Here is a 17,811-nt window from a genome sequence, read left to right as displayed (position 1 = left end):
AATCAAAACTGTCAACTGCGAAGCCCCATGAGGAAGAATCCCTTTTGTGGTAAAATACGCACAAGATGAACCTATGGACGAATTCAGAGCACGATGACCAATCACTGACAGGCGCAACAGAAGTCGGACGCGATCCAGGTGCAATCTCCCTACGACGCAGTACGCGACGACTTACCGATCGCGCCCTATTGTCGTTGCTGCGTACCTGGCTGTTACAAGATTATGTCATTCCTTATTGCCATACATTGAGCTCAACGCGGATCTTTCGACGCTGCTACTGGATCGATAATCTTGGCGGCTACGATGCTAAAAGTTTGCAAATCCCCCCTGTACCCAAACAGGCTGCGAGTGGCAAGCAACGCCCAAAGAAAAGTCCTCCCACACAACCGGCAGCGCTCCAACCACTGCTAGCGCTTACTCAGACACTCGCCCAGGAGAATCAGCCAATCACGTTTCATGGATTACTCCTGGTCGCCGGGAGCACCGGTAAGCGTCAAAATAAGAGCAAGAAAGCTACAAGCACAACCATAACCATCCCCAAAGAAAGCGGCATCGTGCCAACACATTGGTCGGAGAGCGCACCGACGCTGCTCAAAGAGATCGAACATTCTCCTGCCCTCTTCATTTTAGATCCACTCAGCCCCCAACCATTCAGCAACGAAGATCTGGCTCCACTCTACCAGCGAACCATTCCCACCGAGCTTTGCTTTGTAATGGCACATAAGCTGATCGAGACACGCTTGCAAGCAGCCCATAGCTCGCCAGAAAAAGCGAGCAGGTTGACCGCATTCTTACGCAGTAATCGCTGGAAAACTCTACCTTCCAGTGGAGATGAGGCCATCAACGGCTTCTTAGATCTGTTTATAGCCTCCATGCAGCGCCATTTTCAATGGCCACCCCAGCGTATCAACCTGCCAGTCCAAAACGGAGCGGCCAGCACCACCACTATCCCCTACACGCTCATTTACGCGACACGACGGCAGGAAAGTCTGCTGATTATGAATGATGCCCTCTGTAGTTATCGACGTCGAACCTATCAACAAAGCTACCAGGGAGTGCTCAGCGAAGAATGGTTTGCACAACAGGAGCAACATCATCAAGCAGCAGATCTACAAAAGCTGCAACAATCCATACTAGAGCAGGGCAGAGCACTGCGAGCCAGACGCTGGCCAGAGCTACGCCAGCAGATTATCCTCAGCGACTTCGGACATTTCACGCAGCAAGAATATGATCAATGCCTCCAGCAATTGATAGCTCAACAGCATGTACGCTGTACGTGGCGACAAGCACCAAGGGAGCTTGTGGAGCGCATCCCAGACAATGGAGATATCCTCGTCTGGCTATAGTAGCGTCGCACGCTCGCGTGCGATGCTACTTTTGGGGGGTCTTTTCAGGCTCGGCAGGCGCGATATGGGGATGGGGACGGCTACGGATTGAGGCGATCTCGCGGGAGAAGATGCGCCTGATGATAGCGATGGTGCTGGCGTACGTTGAGTCCATGCCAAAGTAGGAGAGGCTTCCAGCTCCCAGATTTTTGCCACGCGTATAGGGTGTGTCTGATGCGTAGTGGAGGATACCTAACTCATAAGGTAAGCTCAGCAGGTTGATGTTTTCATCGGTTGGATAACGCGTCAGATATTGATCTTCATAGATCGCGTTGAGATAGGGTCCGCTTTCCATTTCGACGACGGTATAGTTGGAATTGTAATAGAGATCCAGATATTGACGATTCTGTAAGTAGGTGCCTTTGCTGGAGACCGCCTTCTGATTGTCCAGCACGGAGCCGTAGGTCAGATAGGGCTGGACTTCGTTGGCATGGAATACATTGTCAAACCAGTAGGTGTTCTGACTATGCTCGTCCATCACAACATTCGAGATCATCACGTCGCCAATGCTGCCGTTCAAGGTGGCTGCCTTGCCCAGGACATAGATGCCACAGATACGTGAAAGGTTCTCCATAATCTCACGCATCATCCGGTAGGCGGCCATGCCCAGCGGATAGTCGATATTCAAGATGATGGCATCACTTTTAACCAGTGCATCCAGATGAGACATGCGACTACGCGGATCAATATCGCCGGGACGTAACTTTCTTAACTCAAAGAGCTGTGCATCTATCTCCAATCCATGACGAGCATCAACATGCCAGATACCCCGCTCCTGAGACTCCTTGATGCGTGTACGTTCGGCCTCCTTACCAGCAGGCGTACGAATCCACTCGCGGTTCGTATAATAGAGGAAATTCTGCCAGTTTCCTGGCACGATACCATCCCGCAGCTTGCGGCATTCTTCGGCGAGATAAGGATCACCTCCATTGAGCGCAAAATCGATCAGTTCTTTCTCGTGACGTAGCGAAAAGCCGGATAATACATTCAACATGCTATGCGCATTACTGGACACAAAGTAGACCGGTCGATCAGGCATCCCTAACGTATCCAGCAGAGTGCTCACGGGTGCCCACCACTTGCGCGTGGCTTTCACGTACCCTACGTGCGAACCGCCAAGCATGCGCAGATTAAAACTCTTGCGCTGAGTCCCAATTTCGTGCAATTTCTCCCAGAGATGGTCACCCCAGATCACTTCCAGGCGCTGCCAATCGTCGGCGGCAATCTGCAAGCGATGCCGTAATACCTTACTGATTTCGGCAAAGACAGGCGAGCTCAGTTCTACCTGCGTCTCTAATAATTGCATGGTGGTTGGATCGAGATTCAGGAGATAATTGATCTTGTTCCATTCGATCTGGAATGCCACCAGGATAGGCACGATATCATCGGTATCGCTGACGCTGGCGACATAGACGGCCAGAGTCTTGTGACCATTATAGAACCACTTGCGACGACGAGCCGATGCGGTAACTGCCTGCCACTTATTGACATGAAAACCTTGTTGCAGAAAGACCTGTTCCGATTGTCCGAGCAGGACAAGCTCGCAGTGATTAATCACGTCGGGGAGACGCAGGACACTGTAGATGAAGGCGGACATATCAGGATATGGTTGACGCGCATCGGGATGCAAACTGGAGTCGATATTGTAATGCGCCTGCACAAGCGCCTTCAGACTAACCTCGCCAGAGCTGCGCAATAAGGTATTGTACGTACGGATATAAAGCTCAACATCACGTTTTCCCGCTTCATGATACTTTTCGCCATGTTCAAAATTTGGGGCCAGGGCTGTATGAGATTGGTTATGATCTGTGAGTATCTCATCATCTGCGGGCGAAATCGGGGATGATCCATCGTGAGTAACATGTTTGAATGGTTGTATTCCATCATGAGATGTATCATCAGGCTTCTGTTTGTGTGTCATAAATTTAACCCTCTTCTCCGGGGCAGGCATTCATTCATCATCTTTATTTTCATCTATTATAACGCGCCCGCCAATACGATGAGAGAATGCACGTATCTCTCATCCGAGAATGCTCGCCACTAGCTCTACCAATGGAAAGGTTAGAGTTATTCTCTCACTTTTTGCATAATTTCACAACTTTTCCACAACCTTTGGTTTTTGAAAAATAACAATATATTGATGCGCGATGTTCGGAATGTAAGCAAAGGGATATCCATATGGGCGTAAGCGTGTCCCGGCCTGATACCAGATAATCTCTCCTTTGGGTATAAAACCATGCAACTTTGCTCGCTTGGCCAGATCGACATGCGTAAAAATATACTCGCCATGCTGATAGGCGTTTCTAATGATCACGGCCATATACTTCTGAGGCCTCAATAAAGTAAAGCAGGCAGCGAAGACGCGCTCCATAGTATCCAGATAGACATCATAACTGGGCAGATTAGCGACATCAGCAGGATCAGGAGAATGCATGTCGTAATCGGTGCGCCGATTCGTATAGGTATGGGCATAACGCTCGTTGACCATGGTCTGAGTCAGGTGGATGTTGTAAGGAGGATCGGTCAGAACGAAATCAAAGGAGGATGTTTCAAGGGTCGCCAGGACCTGCAAGCAGTCACCCTGGATCAACGTCTGTGGGGCTACTTTTCCCTCGCTCTCAAGCACAATCTGCTGATAAATATCGACCCACTTCTGATTAATCTCGATGCCCAGCGCCTGACGCGGCTTCTTGCAGATCGAGGCTCCAATCAAGGTGCCACCAACCCCAGCAAAAGGATCAAGCACACGACCGCCAGGCTTGGTAAAAAACTCAATCAGCTGACTCATCAACTGCGGCGGCTTGTTGGCTCCATGAGCTTTGCGCAAAGAATGCCCGTATTCGGATGGGTAGGCAGTTGTGATAATACTCTTGGTAAAATAGAGCCATTCAGCACCTGTCAACTCATTCAGAGTGTTGCGAATCGAAATATCATCATTCTCCACAATGCCACTCTCCGACTAAGGGCCAAGCATATAAGAGGCTTTTAGCCCTGGTTTTCCCTACATTCTTCTCATTTATCACCGATTATGGCACCAAAATCATATTTTTTAGCGTACACTATTGTTAGGAGGTATTACTAAAATGTTGGGTGTCCCCATGCCTGACATTTCCCCCTAGTAATGCCCCCTGATTTTCTTCCTGAAGAAGATGCTTCATGCAACATTTTCAATATTATATCTATTTCTTATACGTTACGGGTAGCGAATTTGGGGCAACGCTGGCATGCATGCTATTTAGGGATGATAGAAGTAAGCGTGAGAGTAACCATTGATTGTCCGTAGAGATAAGCTTGCGTGACACCCGCCTCGCCTGAAGTGGGACTGATGGTGCCATCATGATTGCTATCAGCACCGTTTAAAGCGTTGGCCGAAAGCTGAGAGATAGCCCGTATCATGCCAGCATCGGTTGGATTTTTCAGCAATTTTGTGGCATCCTGATCAATTGTGGTGAACCATTGCTGAAGGTTATCACTGGCAATCACCATATGTTGGGCATACAAGCGCAGGTTGTTAGTCGCATCAGGTTGCGAGGAGGCTAGAGAAGCACGCACGCCAACGATATCGGCATAACCATCATGATTGCTCCCCAATAAACCCAGATCCTGAGCAACGGGCGCAATATGCAAGGCTGTACATGTTTGAGAAGTGACGGCTGCATGCGTAGGACGCTGACCTTCAAGCACTGTCAGGATATTCTGCGCGATACACTGGGTGGCTGATTGGTTTCTGGTCATGCCTAACTGCTGAGATTGCTGGTAGAGCAGTTGTGTCTGACTTTTTAAACCCGGCAGCAACGCAACTTGATGGGGAGTACCGGGATAGCTTACAAGCAATGAATCGACATGTGCCATGACGCCAGAGGGAATCTGCGCACTCAATACAACGCGTCCCGTAGGCAACGAAGTATCAGCAGTCTCAAGCGTCACCTGGACCTTATTTCCCAGACTGAGCACAGTGGTATCGCCATTCACAAAGGTCAGAGCATAGGTTGTTCCCGTCTTAGCCAATGTACCCAGAGAATGAATATGGACTTCGTCCTCATCAATCATCCAACCCGCATAATGAGCACTACCGGAGAGAGGTTTGAGTCCCTGAACGCTCATATCCAACGTATTAGTCATGCCATTGGCACCATCACGAAAAGTTACCTTCCCCTGCACTTGAGGAACGACCACGCTTTTCGCTGGTGTCGCCTTGTAGGCCAGGCTTTTATTCTGCCAGAAGGTAAAGACACATGCCACAATACCAACGCCCAATAAGGCAAGAATGATGGCCACAGAGGCGAGATTGCGACTGGTCGAAGATGCAGAGCGCGGGGGCGCTTTGAGCGGATAAGCGGTATGGAGAGGTGCTAATGATGAACCAAGGTTCATATTTTGGTCGGATGAAGCGATGGGCGCAACATTAAGAGGTATGGGCGTGAATGGATACGCTGTTGTAGAGACAGGCGATAAGTTATGTATATCTTGTGATAAAACATCATCCGTCATGTCATAACGCCGCTGCTCTCCCTGTGACAACTGTGAATTTTCACTGGCAGCATTTAGCTTCCCCAACTGCCCAGATGAGAGTTGAGCACCACAATGGCCACAAAAAACAGCACCGCTATCCATAGGAGCCTGACATTCTGGACAAAGCATCATTTATCTTTCCTCTAAAACAATCCTACTTTTCACATGGAGAAATTTCTCATCAACTATCACCAAAGCATAGTATAGCATACATCAAACAAAAACGATTCTGCTAGTATTGTGCCATATTAGTACTGCCCACAAGAGCAGTCAGGACTCAATCGCTCCAGGGGCTCAATAGATAGCTATACAAAACGCTTGCCACAGACAAAGCAGTGGTAGCATAGCTACTCTGATACCTTAATGATATGGAGTACATTGGTGAGCAATTCCATGACACCATGATAGGAGATCACGATCATGGCCAGAGAGGCCAGCACCACATGAATAGTACGCCAGGTACGAATAATCCCACGTGCGCGTTGCTGCCGCCGTAGCGAACGTGTCAGGCGAGCATGTTCCTGCAACTCTGGCTGAACGCGTTGCCAATCGGAACGCTCAAGCGGAAGGAATTTAGCAGCTTTGAAGGAGGAACGTCCTTTTGCCTCTAATGCTCTGGTGCAAGCCAGCTTGAACTCATCAGATTTGCCAGCATAATAGCGCTCAACGATGTATTCCAGAGCTTGCAAACGCTCCTCCAGGGAACGCTCGATCCCAAAGCCATTGGAACTGGCCTCACGCGCAATCACCTTTGTCTGCCAGAAATCCAGCAAGCGACCGCTAATCCCACTCACAACCAACAAAATCAAAGCCAACATGGCTCCGGTAGCCCAATACGTATCCGTCAGGCAGTCCAGATTCTGACAATAATCATAGGTAATATGATCGTAATTTTCATGCAAGAAAACGATCAGAACCGTCGCAATCCCCAACCATGTATGCATCCACAACCAATTCTGCACCTTACCAGGCAGAGCACGAATAAAGCGGCGACGCAGAGAATAGGCGGCTGTGACAAAAACCAGGACAAAGGCAATGATGCCAAAGAGACGCAAAGGATCGTTCAATGGCCCGGGATACATCTGTGTGCGCAGGGCCGCATAATACCAGAAAAGTAGCCCCCCATAGAGCGCAATACTTAACAGTAACCAGATCCAGCGGGCAGGCGAGGTGGGCGCGTTCCAGAGACGTCGTCGACTAGAACGTGAAGATTTTGTAGTGACTGACATAGCAATACTCCTAACGCGAGCGCTGCCCGAGAATATCCTCGGTCGAGCCGAAGAAACTCACAGGATTAATACGAATGGCAGCGCCAGTGGGACAAGCCTGCACACAGGCCTGGTTCCCATAGCCTGCACAGAGATCACATTTAATCGCAATCTTTTTGCGCATGGTTTCAAGCGGATTGTAGACCGGAGGCTGGAGAGGTCCAGGTTCCGCAATAGCCTGAGCCATCGGTAATGGGCGTCTCCCAGAAGGTTTGCTTGCTCCCTTGCGGAAGAGATTGCTGAAACGCTGCCAGCTTTGGGCCGACACAGGCTCTGTCTCATCTTCCAGCGAGACAATGGAGATGTTATCGTAAGGACAACGCTCGGCACAGATACCACAACCGATACAGCTCTCCGTAATATAGACCTCGCCACTGGGTTTCCGTGCGATGCCCGCCCGACTGCACAACATACAGACGGGGTCCTGACATTGACGGCAGGCATTCACGACGCTGATATTGCCAACGACCATACCCTCACGATTCATACGCGATTGTCCATGCCGTCGTTCGCACGCATCCTCACATTCGTTGCAATGGATACACTTATTCAGATCGATCACCAGCACTTCGGTCCCCTCAACTACTCCATCACCAACGAGCGCATGCAAGCCAGCTCGGGCCTCGGCATTTGAGTAGGTACTCTCCACCACCTGCTGCAATTGAGCTCGATCAAAGGGCTCAAAGACAGCGCTATATGCTGCCACGGTCGTATTTTGATACAATTGTAAGCGATCTTGCATGCGTTGCTTGAAGGCTGGATAACGCATAAGCAGGTTTTTGAGTTGAGTTCGTGTAATCTCAGCAACGGAGACACGCGTAATCGCAGAGACCGTCACGGCGCGCTGATCGCCAAGCATATCCAGGCCACCCACAAAATAATCGCCGCTCTGCCGATAGGCCACAATACGCTCTGGTGGCTCCTCGCGACCAGTCTTACGAGCAACCTTCACAAAGCCATCGAGCAACAAATGGAAAGTCTCACGGCTTGGTTGCCCTTTTTTATCCTCATCAAAGAGCTTCTCATCGCGATCATAGCGTCTGATCGCGGCATCCTTAGCCAGTTGATGCATATCCTCAGCGGAGATACCCTGGAACAGATCCATCTTCAGCAGAATATTTTCAACAGCCCGTACATTGCCCAACTGTTCAAAGAAATCTTGAACAGAAGGAACAATCTCAATCAAGCGTTGCATCACCTGCTCAGGAACCTTCAACAGCATCACTTCGGTTTGTGCGCGCACCGTCATATTGCGAGGCTGTCCAGTGAGCATACCCTGTTCGCCAACGTACTCTCCCTGCTGCAAGATCGCTTGAGGTAGATTGGCTGCATCGGTGCCGGAGGAAAAAACGTCACAACGACCTTTGAGCAGAAAGTAGATATCCCGTCCAAACTCCCCCTCATGCATCAATTCCGCACCGGGGGGCAGGACGTGCAGTTGAGAGGCCGCAATAAAATGGAGCAGATAGTTATCCGGGACCAGTTGCTCGTTTTTAAAGAGGGCTTGAGCACGCAGACTTTTTACCAACAAGGAGACATTCCAGCCCGCAGGCAGGTTTCCCCAGCCCTTCGAGAGATCAACTTGACCATCCCAGGGAACACCCAGACGCCGCTTGAGCGAGAGCATCAAAAGGTCGCGATGATTATCTACCGGACAGACCGGGACACAAGAGCCACACATCACACACTCGTCGGTAAAACGTGCCACTTTGGTTGAGACCTGAGTCGAGATAGTCGCTCGATTGAGATCACCAATAGTAATCTGGGCTGATAATGGAACGGGACAGGCACGCATACAGCGATCACAACCAATACACATATCGATTTCAAAATTTACTTCATCGCTACTCAAAGGCTGCACGTCTGTACGATGCGTCATGCCAACGTTAAATGTACTGGGAAGATTTTCTATCTGCATAACACTTTCGATCAAGGACCAGGTAGCCGCATTACAAAAACAATACATGGAAACATATGCATCTACGAGATGTGTAACAAGGCACTACAACCTGCACAGAAACGTGCGACCGGCATGTTGACGACGCCACAGCGCGAGCACACAATCACCTGTGTGGGGTTCGAGGGCCTGGGCGTCTCCCTGGGAGGTGCGACATCAGGCGGGGGAGGCGCCGCGACCGGAACTCTGACTTGCGTCTCCAGGCTTCTTGTAGCTGTTGTCGACATCTGCGACAATGGACGGGTCGCCGCCGCCTGAGGTGGAGGTATCACAGGTTTTGGCACACTGGTATGGCGCGTAGTATTTTCCTGCCCGGATTGTAGATCCACAAAGAAAATCATCGTATTGCCGACAATAATATTATCTCCATGAGAGAGCAGATAAGGCTGATCAATAGGACTACGATTCACCACAACCCCGTTACTACTACCCACATCGCGAATATAAAAGCGTTCCGAGGCAGAAAAGACCTCGGCATGGCGGCGTGAAACAATCATATCCAGCACAACGACCTCATTACCGACGTCGCGACCGATCGTGACAGGCTTTTCTGACTGCAAAAGATAGACCTGCGGCGGCTGTTTCTGGGCTTTGGCATTGACGGGTAGAATAACTAATGCAGGTGTTTGCTTCAAAGCAGCCAGGACAGCAGGAGGTAAAGGTTGAGCAATCTCTAGAGGTAGCATCGGGTTACTGACTTTAGACGGCGTAACCACAGGTGTCGCAGGCTTCTGGGGACTCCTGGCAGAAGATTTACCCAGGTCAAGAGTACGTAGCAAGAAGCGGAAAGAGACGATATTACCAAAGCGAATGATATCATTAACCTGTAACGGATAAGGGCGTTCAGCTTCAAGACGATTCCCATTAATAAAGGTCCCATTGAGGCTTTTCAAATCAAGCAGAAAGTACTGTCCATCATGATAGTCAAGCTGAGCATGATGACGTGATACCGATCCCTCGTTCACAAACAGATTAACGCCGGGTTGACGTCCCACGGTCAGGACAATATCCCGGCTCAAAAGATTCTCAGCCACGCGTAGCGGTAGTTGCTTGTCAACAATGTGGACAAGAAAAGCTTCCGTATGCTCAGATGAAGCCAGTTCACTCAACATAGAATCTTCTCCAGCTTGCTCCAGATCCTGTTTCATGGGAGCAGCAATAACCTGGTTAGTAACTGCATCTTCTGCCCTCCTAACACCCAGGACTAAAGGGGGCACATTCCAGTTATCCAGGCACGCAGCCAAATCAAAACTCTCATTCATGAGGGAAGAGACTACTCCGTCAAGATTTACCTTCTGATCAATCGCTCGCTTGAAAGCCAGTGTATGTTTACGATCACCCAGAGCCATCATCCCTACCATCACCCCATCACAGAGCAACACCTTCCGATACGTACGCGGCTTAGGAGCAGCAAGCAACTCACGGTACCCTTTAGCATTCGTAACCCCCACTGAAGCAAAAGGCAGACCGTAGAGAAAGGTAGCATTATAAAACGTTTCGGCGTGAAAAGGTTGAGTCGTATCCAGAATCCCTAGCATGCTATACGCAGCTGCCCGTGCCTGCTGAATCGCTGGATACCATTGTCCAATCACGCGTGCTCGTTTGGTTTGTGCATCAATAGTTTCGACGACATCACCGGCAGCATAGATGTCCGGAACATTGGTACGCATATATGCATCGACTAAGATACCACGTTGGTAAGCAATTGTGCTATCGCGTAGATACTCGATCGCTGGCTCGATACCAATCGCAATCAAGACCATTTCACAGGCGATGCGCTCACCAGCATTTGTGACCACCGCAGAGACAGTGCCTTTTGAGCCAATGATTTCTTGAATCTCAGTCTCCAGGCGTACATCCACGCCCGAGCGACGCTCCTCCTGCAAGACCAGATCGGAAGCGGTCGCATCCAACACCTCAGACCAGAGGATACGTTTCCGAATCAGATGCGACACCTCTAAACCGCGATGGCGCAACGTCTCGGTCGTCTCCAGGGCCAGAGTGCCACTTCCACAGACAACGACACGCCGCACTTTCGGTAAGCGCTCAAGCACCGCCTGATAGTCCTCAATTGTACGTAACGTCATAACGCCACGCAGATCGGTACCGGGACAACGCAAAGATATCGGACGCCCACCGCTTGCCAGCAGCATCTTCTGATACTTCACCTGTCCACCGCCCTTGAGAGAGACCATATGTTCAGCGGCATGGACGCGAACCACACGTTCGGGCAGTCGATGAAACTGTTGTTTCCGATAATGTTTTACTGGACGAGCCAGTAACTTCTCCTCAGTCACGCGCCCCGCCAGATAATCTTTCAAGGCGGGCCGAAAGTAGACAGGATGTCCATCATCAGAAATCAAGCCAATAGTTGCTTCAGGAGCCTCACTACGCAACGTCTCAGCGGCAGTAATCCCTGCAATGCCATTACCAACAATCAAAAACGAAATCTGATCAGCCATGTACGTCCCCAGAATTCATCGTCAAACCACGGCTAAGCGGATAAAGCAGACAAAACAGGTAGAAGCCTCCGCCACACGTTTGAAGAGAGACAAGTCCCCACGATCGTCACCATCCCCGCCACCACGTACAACTATCCAATAGATGGCCTTGAAGCACGTGAGCCCTGGATCGCGATGGATATAATGCGGCTCACTGTCCTTATACTTATAAGATATCTTACCAGAGATAGCATAAAATTGCTCATCCATGTGATACACCATGACCCATTTCCTATGACCGGTACTAAAAACAGATATTCGTCTAAAATCTTGCCCTCTGCCAAAAATCCTTGCATACTAAAAGGATCATATTCTAAATTTTTCTACTTATGCATTTCTTTTAGCTGGAGGATATCTTAATATGGGGGCAGATTTTGCACATTTACACGTTCATACAGAATACTCATTGCTCGACGGCTTTAGTCGTATCAAGAAGTTAGTCAAACAATCAAAAGATCTCGGCATGAACCATCTGGCGATTACCGATCATGGTGCGATGTATGGCGCTCTCGAATTTTATAAAGCATGTCAGAAAGGCGGTGTGCATCCTGTTCTGGGCGTCGAAAGCTATTGTGTCCCTGAGCACAAAGACAAGCCAAAATTCAAACAAGGCGATAAACGCTATTATCACCTCCTATTGTTAGCGGAAAACAATACTGGCTATCGCAATTTGATGAAATTGATGACTCTCGCCAACACCGAAGGTATGCATGCGAACCGCGCTCGTATCGACAAAGCATTGCTACAACAATATGGCGAAGGCATTATCGCGACCTCCTCTTGTCTGGGTGGTGAGATACCACAGCTGTTGATCGAAGGTAAGATAGATGAGGCTTACAAGACAGCACGCTGGTTTCGCGATGCGCTAGGACCAAATAACTTTTATTTAGAAATCCAGGATCATCGAGGCTATCCAGATCAGGCAAATGTGAACCAGTACCTCTATAAGATGGCCAAAGAGCTCCAGATGCCATTGCTCGCAACCAATGATCTGCACTACGTAAATCACGAAGATTCGCGAGCGCATGAGATTTTGCTCTGCGTGCAGACACAAGGAAACATTAATAATCCCAAGCGCTTCAAATTTGAGAGCGACGAGTTTTTTCTGCGCAGTCCAGAGCAGATGCAGCAGCTCTTCCCCGAATTAGAGGATGCTCTTCTCAATACCGTACGCCTGGCCGAGCGCTGTGAAGTTGATCCCTTCGCCTATAAAGCACAGCTCCCCGCCGTTGACGTTCCGGAACAGTATCGGGATGCTGAAGAATATCTGTACGCGCTCTGCGAAGCTGGCATCCGCTATCGCTACGGGGAGATGACCGATAATATCAAACGCCAGCTCGATTATGAGCTAAGTATCATCATCCAAAAGGGCTTTGTGCCCTACTTCCTCGTAGTAGCTGATTATGTCGGATGGGCACGCGACAATGGTATTCGCTGTCTCGCCAGAGGTTCAGCCGCCGGAAGTGTCGTGGCGTATTCACTGGGCATCACCAACGTCGACCCGTTACGTTATCACCTCCTATTTGAACGCTTCTTAAATCCTGAGCGCGACGATATGCCCGATATCGATATGGACTTCCCAGACGATCGGCGTGAAGAAGTGATCAGCTATCTGTCAAACAAGTACGGCCACGAGTGCGTGGCACAAATGGCGACATTTATGACGATGGCAGCCAAAGGGGCGATCCGCGACGTAGCTCGCGTGCTGGAGAAACAATCTCTCGGCGATCGCATCGCTCGCCTGTTGCCGACTGGTCCAAAAGTGACGCTGCAGGGATCGCTGGATTCCGTGAAGGAGTTGAGCGATCTGCGCGATAACGATAGCGAAGTCAAAGAGCTATTGGATATGGCTTTGCAGTTAGAAGGATCGGTGCGCGGCACAGGTGTGCACGCTGCCGGTGTCCTGGTTGCGAACGAAGCCCTCGATAAATTTGTGCCCTTACAAACGCGTGAAGGTCGCTACTCCACGCAATACGAGCACTCCCATCTGGAAGAGCTAGGATTAATCAAATATGATATCCTGGGCCTCTCCAACCTGACGATTATCGATAATGCGCTCAAATTCATCAAGCAATCACGCGGTGAAGAGATTAACCTCGAGAAGCTACCGCTCGATGAGGTCCCCGATGATGAGGAGCAAAATAAGAAACGAGCGAAAGCGTTTGAGCTTCTGGCCGCTGGAGAGACGACCGGTATCTTCCAGTTAGAAGGTGCCAAGATGCGCGAATACATCAAGCAGCTGGGACCAACCTGCATCGAAGATGTCACGGCGATGGTCGCACTCTATCGTCCAGGCCCGATGGATAGTATTCCCGATTTCGTTGATGCAAAACATGGACGCAAAAAGATTACCTATCTTGATCCGCGTCTGGAAGAATGGCTGGCCGAGTCTTACGGAGTCATCGTCTATCAGGACCAGGTGCTACTGATTGCCGTTCACCTGGCAGGTTTCTCATGGGGTAAGGTCAACAAGTTCCGTAAAGCGCTCAGTAAAAAAATCATGCACGAAGTCGAGAGCTATAAAAGCGACTTTGTCAAAGGTTGCGTCAAAAATAATGTCTCGGCAGAGGTCGCCAACCAGCTCTTCACACTCATCATGCCGTTCGGTGGCTATGGGTTCAATAAAGCTCACGCAGCCAGTTACGCGGTCGTCTCCTTCTATACAGCCTATCTCAAAGCCAATTATACGGCTGAATTTATGGCCGCTACGATGACGGCTGAAGCTGCGGATGCCACGAAGATCTCCAACGCAGTGGCTGAGTGCAAACGCATGAAGGTGGAGGTCTTTGGTCCCGACGTCAACGCATCCGAGCGAGGCTTTGCCGTCGAAAAGGATTGTGTACGCTTTGGCCTGCTGGCAATCAAGGGTATTGGCGATGGACCGATCAATGAGATCGTACGCGCACGCAATGCGGGAGGTCCCTTTAAGTCATTGGCAGACTTCTGCACGCGTGTTGATCCTAAAGCGGTGGGAAAAGGAGCGATTGAAACTCTGATCAAATCCGGTGCGCTGGACACGATTGAGGGTGCCAACAAACGCCATCAGATGCTGGCTTCCGTCGAGCGAGCGATGCAATTCGGCAAAGGCGAACGCGCCGCGAAGGATCGTGGTATGATCAGTCTGTTTGGCGAGATGGAAGAGATCAGTAGCTCATTAAGCTTTGCCCTGAATCAAAACGCAGATGAGGTACCACGCAAGCAGCTCCTGGCCTGGGAGAAGGAACTGGTTGGTATTTATATTTCCAAGCATCCACTCTCATATATTGCAGATCTCATTAAAGATCGCACAACCCACACGACTGCCGATATTACGGAAGCTCTGGATAAGCAGAAAGTCGTCATCTGTGGCACGGTCAAAGAGGCACGGCGTATCCCGACCAAAAAAGGCGATACCATGTGTATCGTACAGTTAGAGGACATGTTCGGGATGATCACGGTCACCGTCTTCCCCAAAGCCTATGAAGAGACATCACAGCTGTGGGTAGAAGATACAGTTGTGATAGTGCGCGGCGAGGTACAGGTACGACGCGATGAACCAGGCATCCTCTGCAATAGCGTCACCGAGTTCAAGGCAGTCGAGCAAGAGATGAACCGGAAACAGTATATGGTCTGGCTCAAAGTACAACTGACCGGCAACGACGATCGCTCAGTTTCAAACGATATCATGAAAGTTCAGAATATCAAGCGCTACTTGAGCGAACGCCCTGGACGCGATCACTACGAAATCCTGGTTGCCAACGGCGAATGGGAGATCCGTCTCACCCCTCAGGATAATACCATGTTCTATTCCAGCGAGCTTGTCGAGCGGCTAGAGGAGGAATTAGGAACAGGGATGGTCGAGGCAAAAGTGCTCGCATAACAACTCAAGTAGCGTCGCGCCCTCGGGCACGATGTCCCACGCGACGTACGATCAGGCAGACCAGCGTGGCTCGCCAAGATCGTGCAGTCTCGTACGAGCTACTGGGACATTGTGCCCGAGGGCACAACGCTACTTGTATGCTCAACAGTTTTTGACAGGTTCCCTCTCCAGTCGTTATACTAAGGGAAACCTTAGTATTTCCTGACACGTATACTTGTTAATAGATAATATTTGATTGATAGATCTATAAAAAGCAGAAAAGGTTATAAAATCGTGGGCTTCGACTATAAGGGCTCAGCCTCAGATTCTGATAAACAGACAGAATCTGACACAACGCAAATCTCATCTGAACAAAAGAATGATCCGTATCAGTCACGGCTGACAGCGAACCTGCCTGCTGAAGAGCTAGAACCGAAGTATCGAGAGCATGTCTCTGGACATCTGAGAGTTCCGCCTGTAGCGGCAGCCAGACCAGCATATCAACCACAACAGCCGCAACCAGGATATCCGCCTCAGCTGCCGCAACAGGGAACGATGCAACCGCCCGCGTCAGCATATTATCAGCCCCAGGGTTCTCAATATGCTCAAGCCAGGCCTCCTGCCGGGCAGCCGTATGCTCAACCAGGACAGCCTAACGGACAATACTACCCTTCATATGGGCAGCCTTCGGGACAACCCTACGGATATGGCACAACTCAATCGCATGGCCCATATAATGGATATGCACCCCAATATCAAGGACAACCTTATCCAGGGAATACGTATGGCCCTTATTACAACGGCTACGCACCCGGTCATAACGGCTATGCACCGTATCCATATAGCTCTCCCCCCTACGGTTATCCCCCGTACGGCTATTACGGAGGCTATGGGTGGCCTGCACGCCCCAAGCGCGATGCGTATCAGCTAACAATTGCCATTATTACGCTTATATGCTCAATCATTTCAGGAATTGTCGGCCTGGTCTGTGCAATTGCTCTGTTGTTTGTCCTGTTTGCATCGAGCCAATCACTCTCACCTGAAGACAGCTTTAGTTCGATTACTCTGTTTACAGCACTCACGATCGCGGGTCTGGGTGGTGGCATCATCGGCACTTATCACAGCATTATGGCGCTACTACAAAAGAAATCGTTCGAATTCAAGCTTCCCTCGCTGCGGCTAGGAAAATTGTATCTTCCCTGGTTTGTCATCTTCCTGGTACTTTACGTGGGGATCATAGCCATCGGCTTACTATTCCGCGGCGATGTGCAGATCGTGAATATGACCTGGCTGGCGGTGCTGATGATTGAACTGGCAGGATTGTTGCCCGCCCTGGTTGTCCTGGCCCTGGGCATCTGGCGCGTACACAAAACTGGCGATATCCATTGGTCAACAACCTGGCGCAGGCTCTCTGTAGCTCTGGTATCAGGAGCAACGGCGGCGATTCTCTTTGCCATGATCCTGGAAGGTCTCCTGGGAACAGCAATACAAGAAATCCTACAAATTAATAACTACTCGCTGACAAGCTCAAACCTGCCAGGCACGCCAGGTGAGATCATCTATCTCTTTTTAGTCGTATCGATCTTAGCACCGCTTGTCGAAGAAGGTGTCAAGCCGCTGCCCGTCCTCACAATGCTTGGACGTATCGGTAGCGCAGGCGAAGCCTTCATTTTAGGCATGGCGTGCGGTATCGGCTTTGATTTGATTGAAACATCGGGCTATATCGGCATGGGCTATAAGGATTGGGTAGATATCGCCATTGAACGCAGCTCGGCGGGATTGCTCCATAGCTTTGGCGCTGGCATGACCGCATTAGGATGGTACATTATCACCCATCGCAAATCGGTCGCTCACAGGCGCATTCTGATTGGAATAGGCTGCTGCCTCTATGCAATCCTGCAACACGCCATCTGGAACGGAACATTCCTCTTCCAGCTACTACCAGCCCCGATTGGTCCCTATCTCAACGAAGGAGTCATCAACATTGGTGGCTATCCACTGCCATCGATCTTAATCATTTCCGCCGTAGAGACCATTCTGATGATCATTTTCTTCCTCTTTGTGACAGGGAAACTCAGCGGGAAGAGAACCTTCTGGCGTCCAAGGCAGGCCAGGGGCCAGATCGAGACAAGACAAACAGACGAAGCAGCACAGCGTCCCTTAACAAATCCTTTACCCACACGTTAGTAGCGTCGGACGCTTGCGTACGATGTCCCACTCGACGTACGAGACAGCAGCATCCTGGCACACCACGCTGGCGGGCCTGATCATACGTCGAGTGGGACATCGTACGCAAGCGTCCGACGCTACATGGTCTTCGCTTCGCTCGACCTCTTTCGGCTTGACTGAG

General features: G+C 50.1%; 10 protein-coding genes. 3 read left to right on the top strand and 7 right to left on the bottom strand.

Going from position 1 to position 17,811, the window contains the following annotated elements:
* Positions 1–65: 65 nt before the first annotated feature.
* The gene (locus AC27N8_RS22950) at positions 66–1,346 is read left to right on the top strand and encodes a hypothetical protein (RefSeq protein WP_487069720.1); all 1,281 of its coding nucleotides are present in this window, start codon (positions 66–68) and stop codon (positions 1,344–1,346) included.
* 25 nt (positions 1,347–1,371) lie between these two features.
* On the opposite strand, the gene AC27N8_RS22945 is transcribed toward AC27N8_RS22950, so the two are convergent.
* The 7 genes from AC27N8_RS22945 to AC27N8_RS22915 all read right to left on the bottom strand — a co-directional run bounded on the left by AC27N8_RS22945 (position 1,372) and on the right by AC27N8_RS22915 (position 11,833).
* Positions 1,372–3,306: a DUF6909 family protein gene (locus tag AC27N8_RS22945; RefSeq protein ID WP_487069719.1), complete on the bottom strand. Its 1,935-nt coding sequence runs from the start codon at positions 3,304–3,306 to the stop codon at positions 1,372–1,374.
* Positions 3,307–3,477: 171 nt separating this feature from the next.
* On the bottom strand, positions 3,478–4,329 hold the full coding sequence (locus AC27N8_RS22940) for a DNA methyltransferase (RefSeq protein ID WP_487069718.1): 852 nt from the start codon (positions 4,327–4,329) through the stop codon (positions 3,478–3,480).
* Positions 4,330–4,616: 287 nt separating this feature from the next.
* Complete coding sequence (locus AC27N8_RS22935) at positions 4,617–6,029, bottom strand: zinc-ribbon domain-containing protein (protein ID WP_487069717.1); 1,413 nt, start codon at positions 6,027–6,029, stop codon at positions 4,617–4,619.
* Between the two features lie 215 nt (positions 6,030–6,244).
* Positions 6,245–7,126, bottom strand: coding sequence for a hypothetical protein (locus AC27N8_RS22930; RefSeq protein WP_487069716.1), 882 nt, complete (start codon positions 7,124–7,126; stop codon positions 6,245–6,247).
* A 10-nt stretch (positions 7,127–7,136) separates the two neighbouring features.
* Entirely contained in the window at positions 7,137–9,083 is a 1,947-nt protein-coding gene (locus AC27N8_RS22925; RefSeq protein WP_487069715.1) for a cyclic nucleotide-binding domain-containing protein, read from the bottom strand.
* Positions 9,084–9,145: 62 nt separating this feature from the next.
* A complete protein-coding gene (locus tag AC27N8_RS22920; RefSeq protein ID WP_487069714.1) occupies positions 9,146–11,584 on the bottom strand; it encodes an FAD-dependent oxidoreductase in 2,439 nt (812 codons plus the stop codon).
* 21 nt (positions 11,585–11,605) lie between these two features.
* The gene (locus tag AC27N8_RS22915) at positions 11,606–11,833 is read right to left on the bottom strand and encodes a hypothetical protein (protein ID WP_487069713.1); all 228 of its coding nucleotides are present in this window, start codon (positions 11,831–11,833) and stop codon (positions 11,606–11,608) included.
* Positions 11,834–11,984: 151 nt separating this feature from the next.
* Here AC27N8_RS22915 and AC27N8_RS22910 point away from each other — a divergent pair, with 151 nt between their 5' ends.
* Positions 11,985–15,482, top strand: coding sequence for a DNA polymerase III subunit alpha (locus AC27N8_RS22910; RefSeq protein WP_487069712.1), 3,498 nt, complete (start codon positions 11,985–11,987; stop codon positions 15,480–15,482).
* 273 nt (positions 15,483–15,755) lie between these two features.
* Entirely contained in the window at positions 15,756–17,648 is a 1,893-nt protein-coding gene (locus AC27N8_RS22905) for a PrsW family glutamic-type intramembrane protease (protein ID WP_487069711.1), read from the top strand.
* The last annotated feature ends 163 nt before the right edge of the window (positions 17,649–17,811 follow it).

The sequence above is a fragment of the Dictyobacter sp. Z7_2 genome, from assembly GCF_057551105.1.
Note: the sequence above shows the minus strand (reverse complement) of the source record. Positions and strands in the feature narration are given on the sequence as shown.

Excerpts from the sequence above, each read along its gene's own strand:
- AC27N8_RS22950 (WP_487069720.1), top strand. The coding sequence starts at position 66 with ATGAACCTATGGACGAATTCAGAGCACGATGACCAATCACTGACAGGC.
- AC27N8_RS22935 (WP_487069717.1), bottom strand. The coding sequence starts at position 6,029 with ATGATGCTTTGTCCAGAATGTCAGGCTCCTATGGATAGCGGTGCTGTT.
- AC27N8_RS22920 (WP_487069714.1), bottom strand. The coding sequence starts at position 11,584 with ATGGCTGATCAGATTTCGTTTTTGATTGTTGGTAATGGCATTGCAGGG.
- AC27N8_RS22945 (WP_487069719.1), bottom strand. The coding sequence starts at position 3,306 with ATGACACACAAACAGAAGCCTGATGATACATCTCATGATGGAATACAA.
- AC27N8_RS22930 (WP_487069716.1), bottom strand. The coding sequence starts at position 7,126 with ATGTCAGTCACTACAAAATCTTCACGTTCTAGTCGACGACGTCTCTGG.
- AC27N8_RS22910 (WP_487069712.1), top strand. The coding sequence starts at position 11,985 with ATGGGGGCAGATTTTGCACATTTACACGTTCATACAGAATACTCATTG.
- AC27N8_RS22915 (WP_487069713.1), bottom strand. The coding sequence starts at position 11,833 with ATGGATGAGCAATTTTATGCTATCTCTGGTAAGATATCTTATAAGTAT.
- AC27N8_RS22925 (WP_487069715.1), bottom strand. The coding sequence starts at position 9,083 with ATGCAGATAGAAAATCTTCCCAGTACATTTAACGTTGGCATGACGCAT.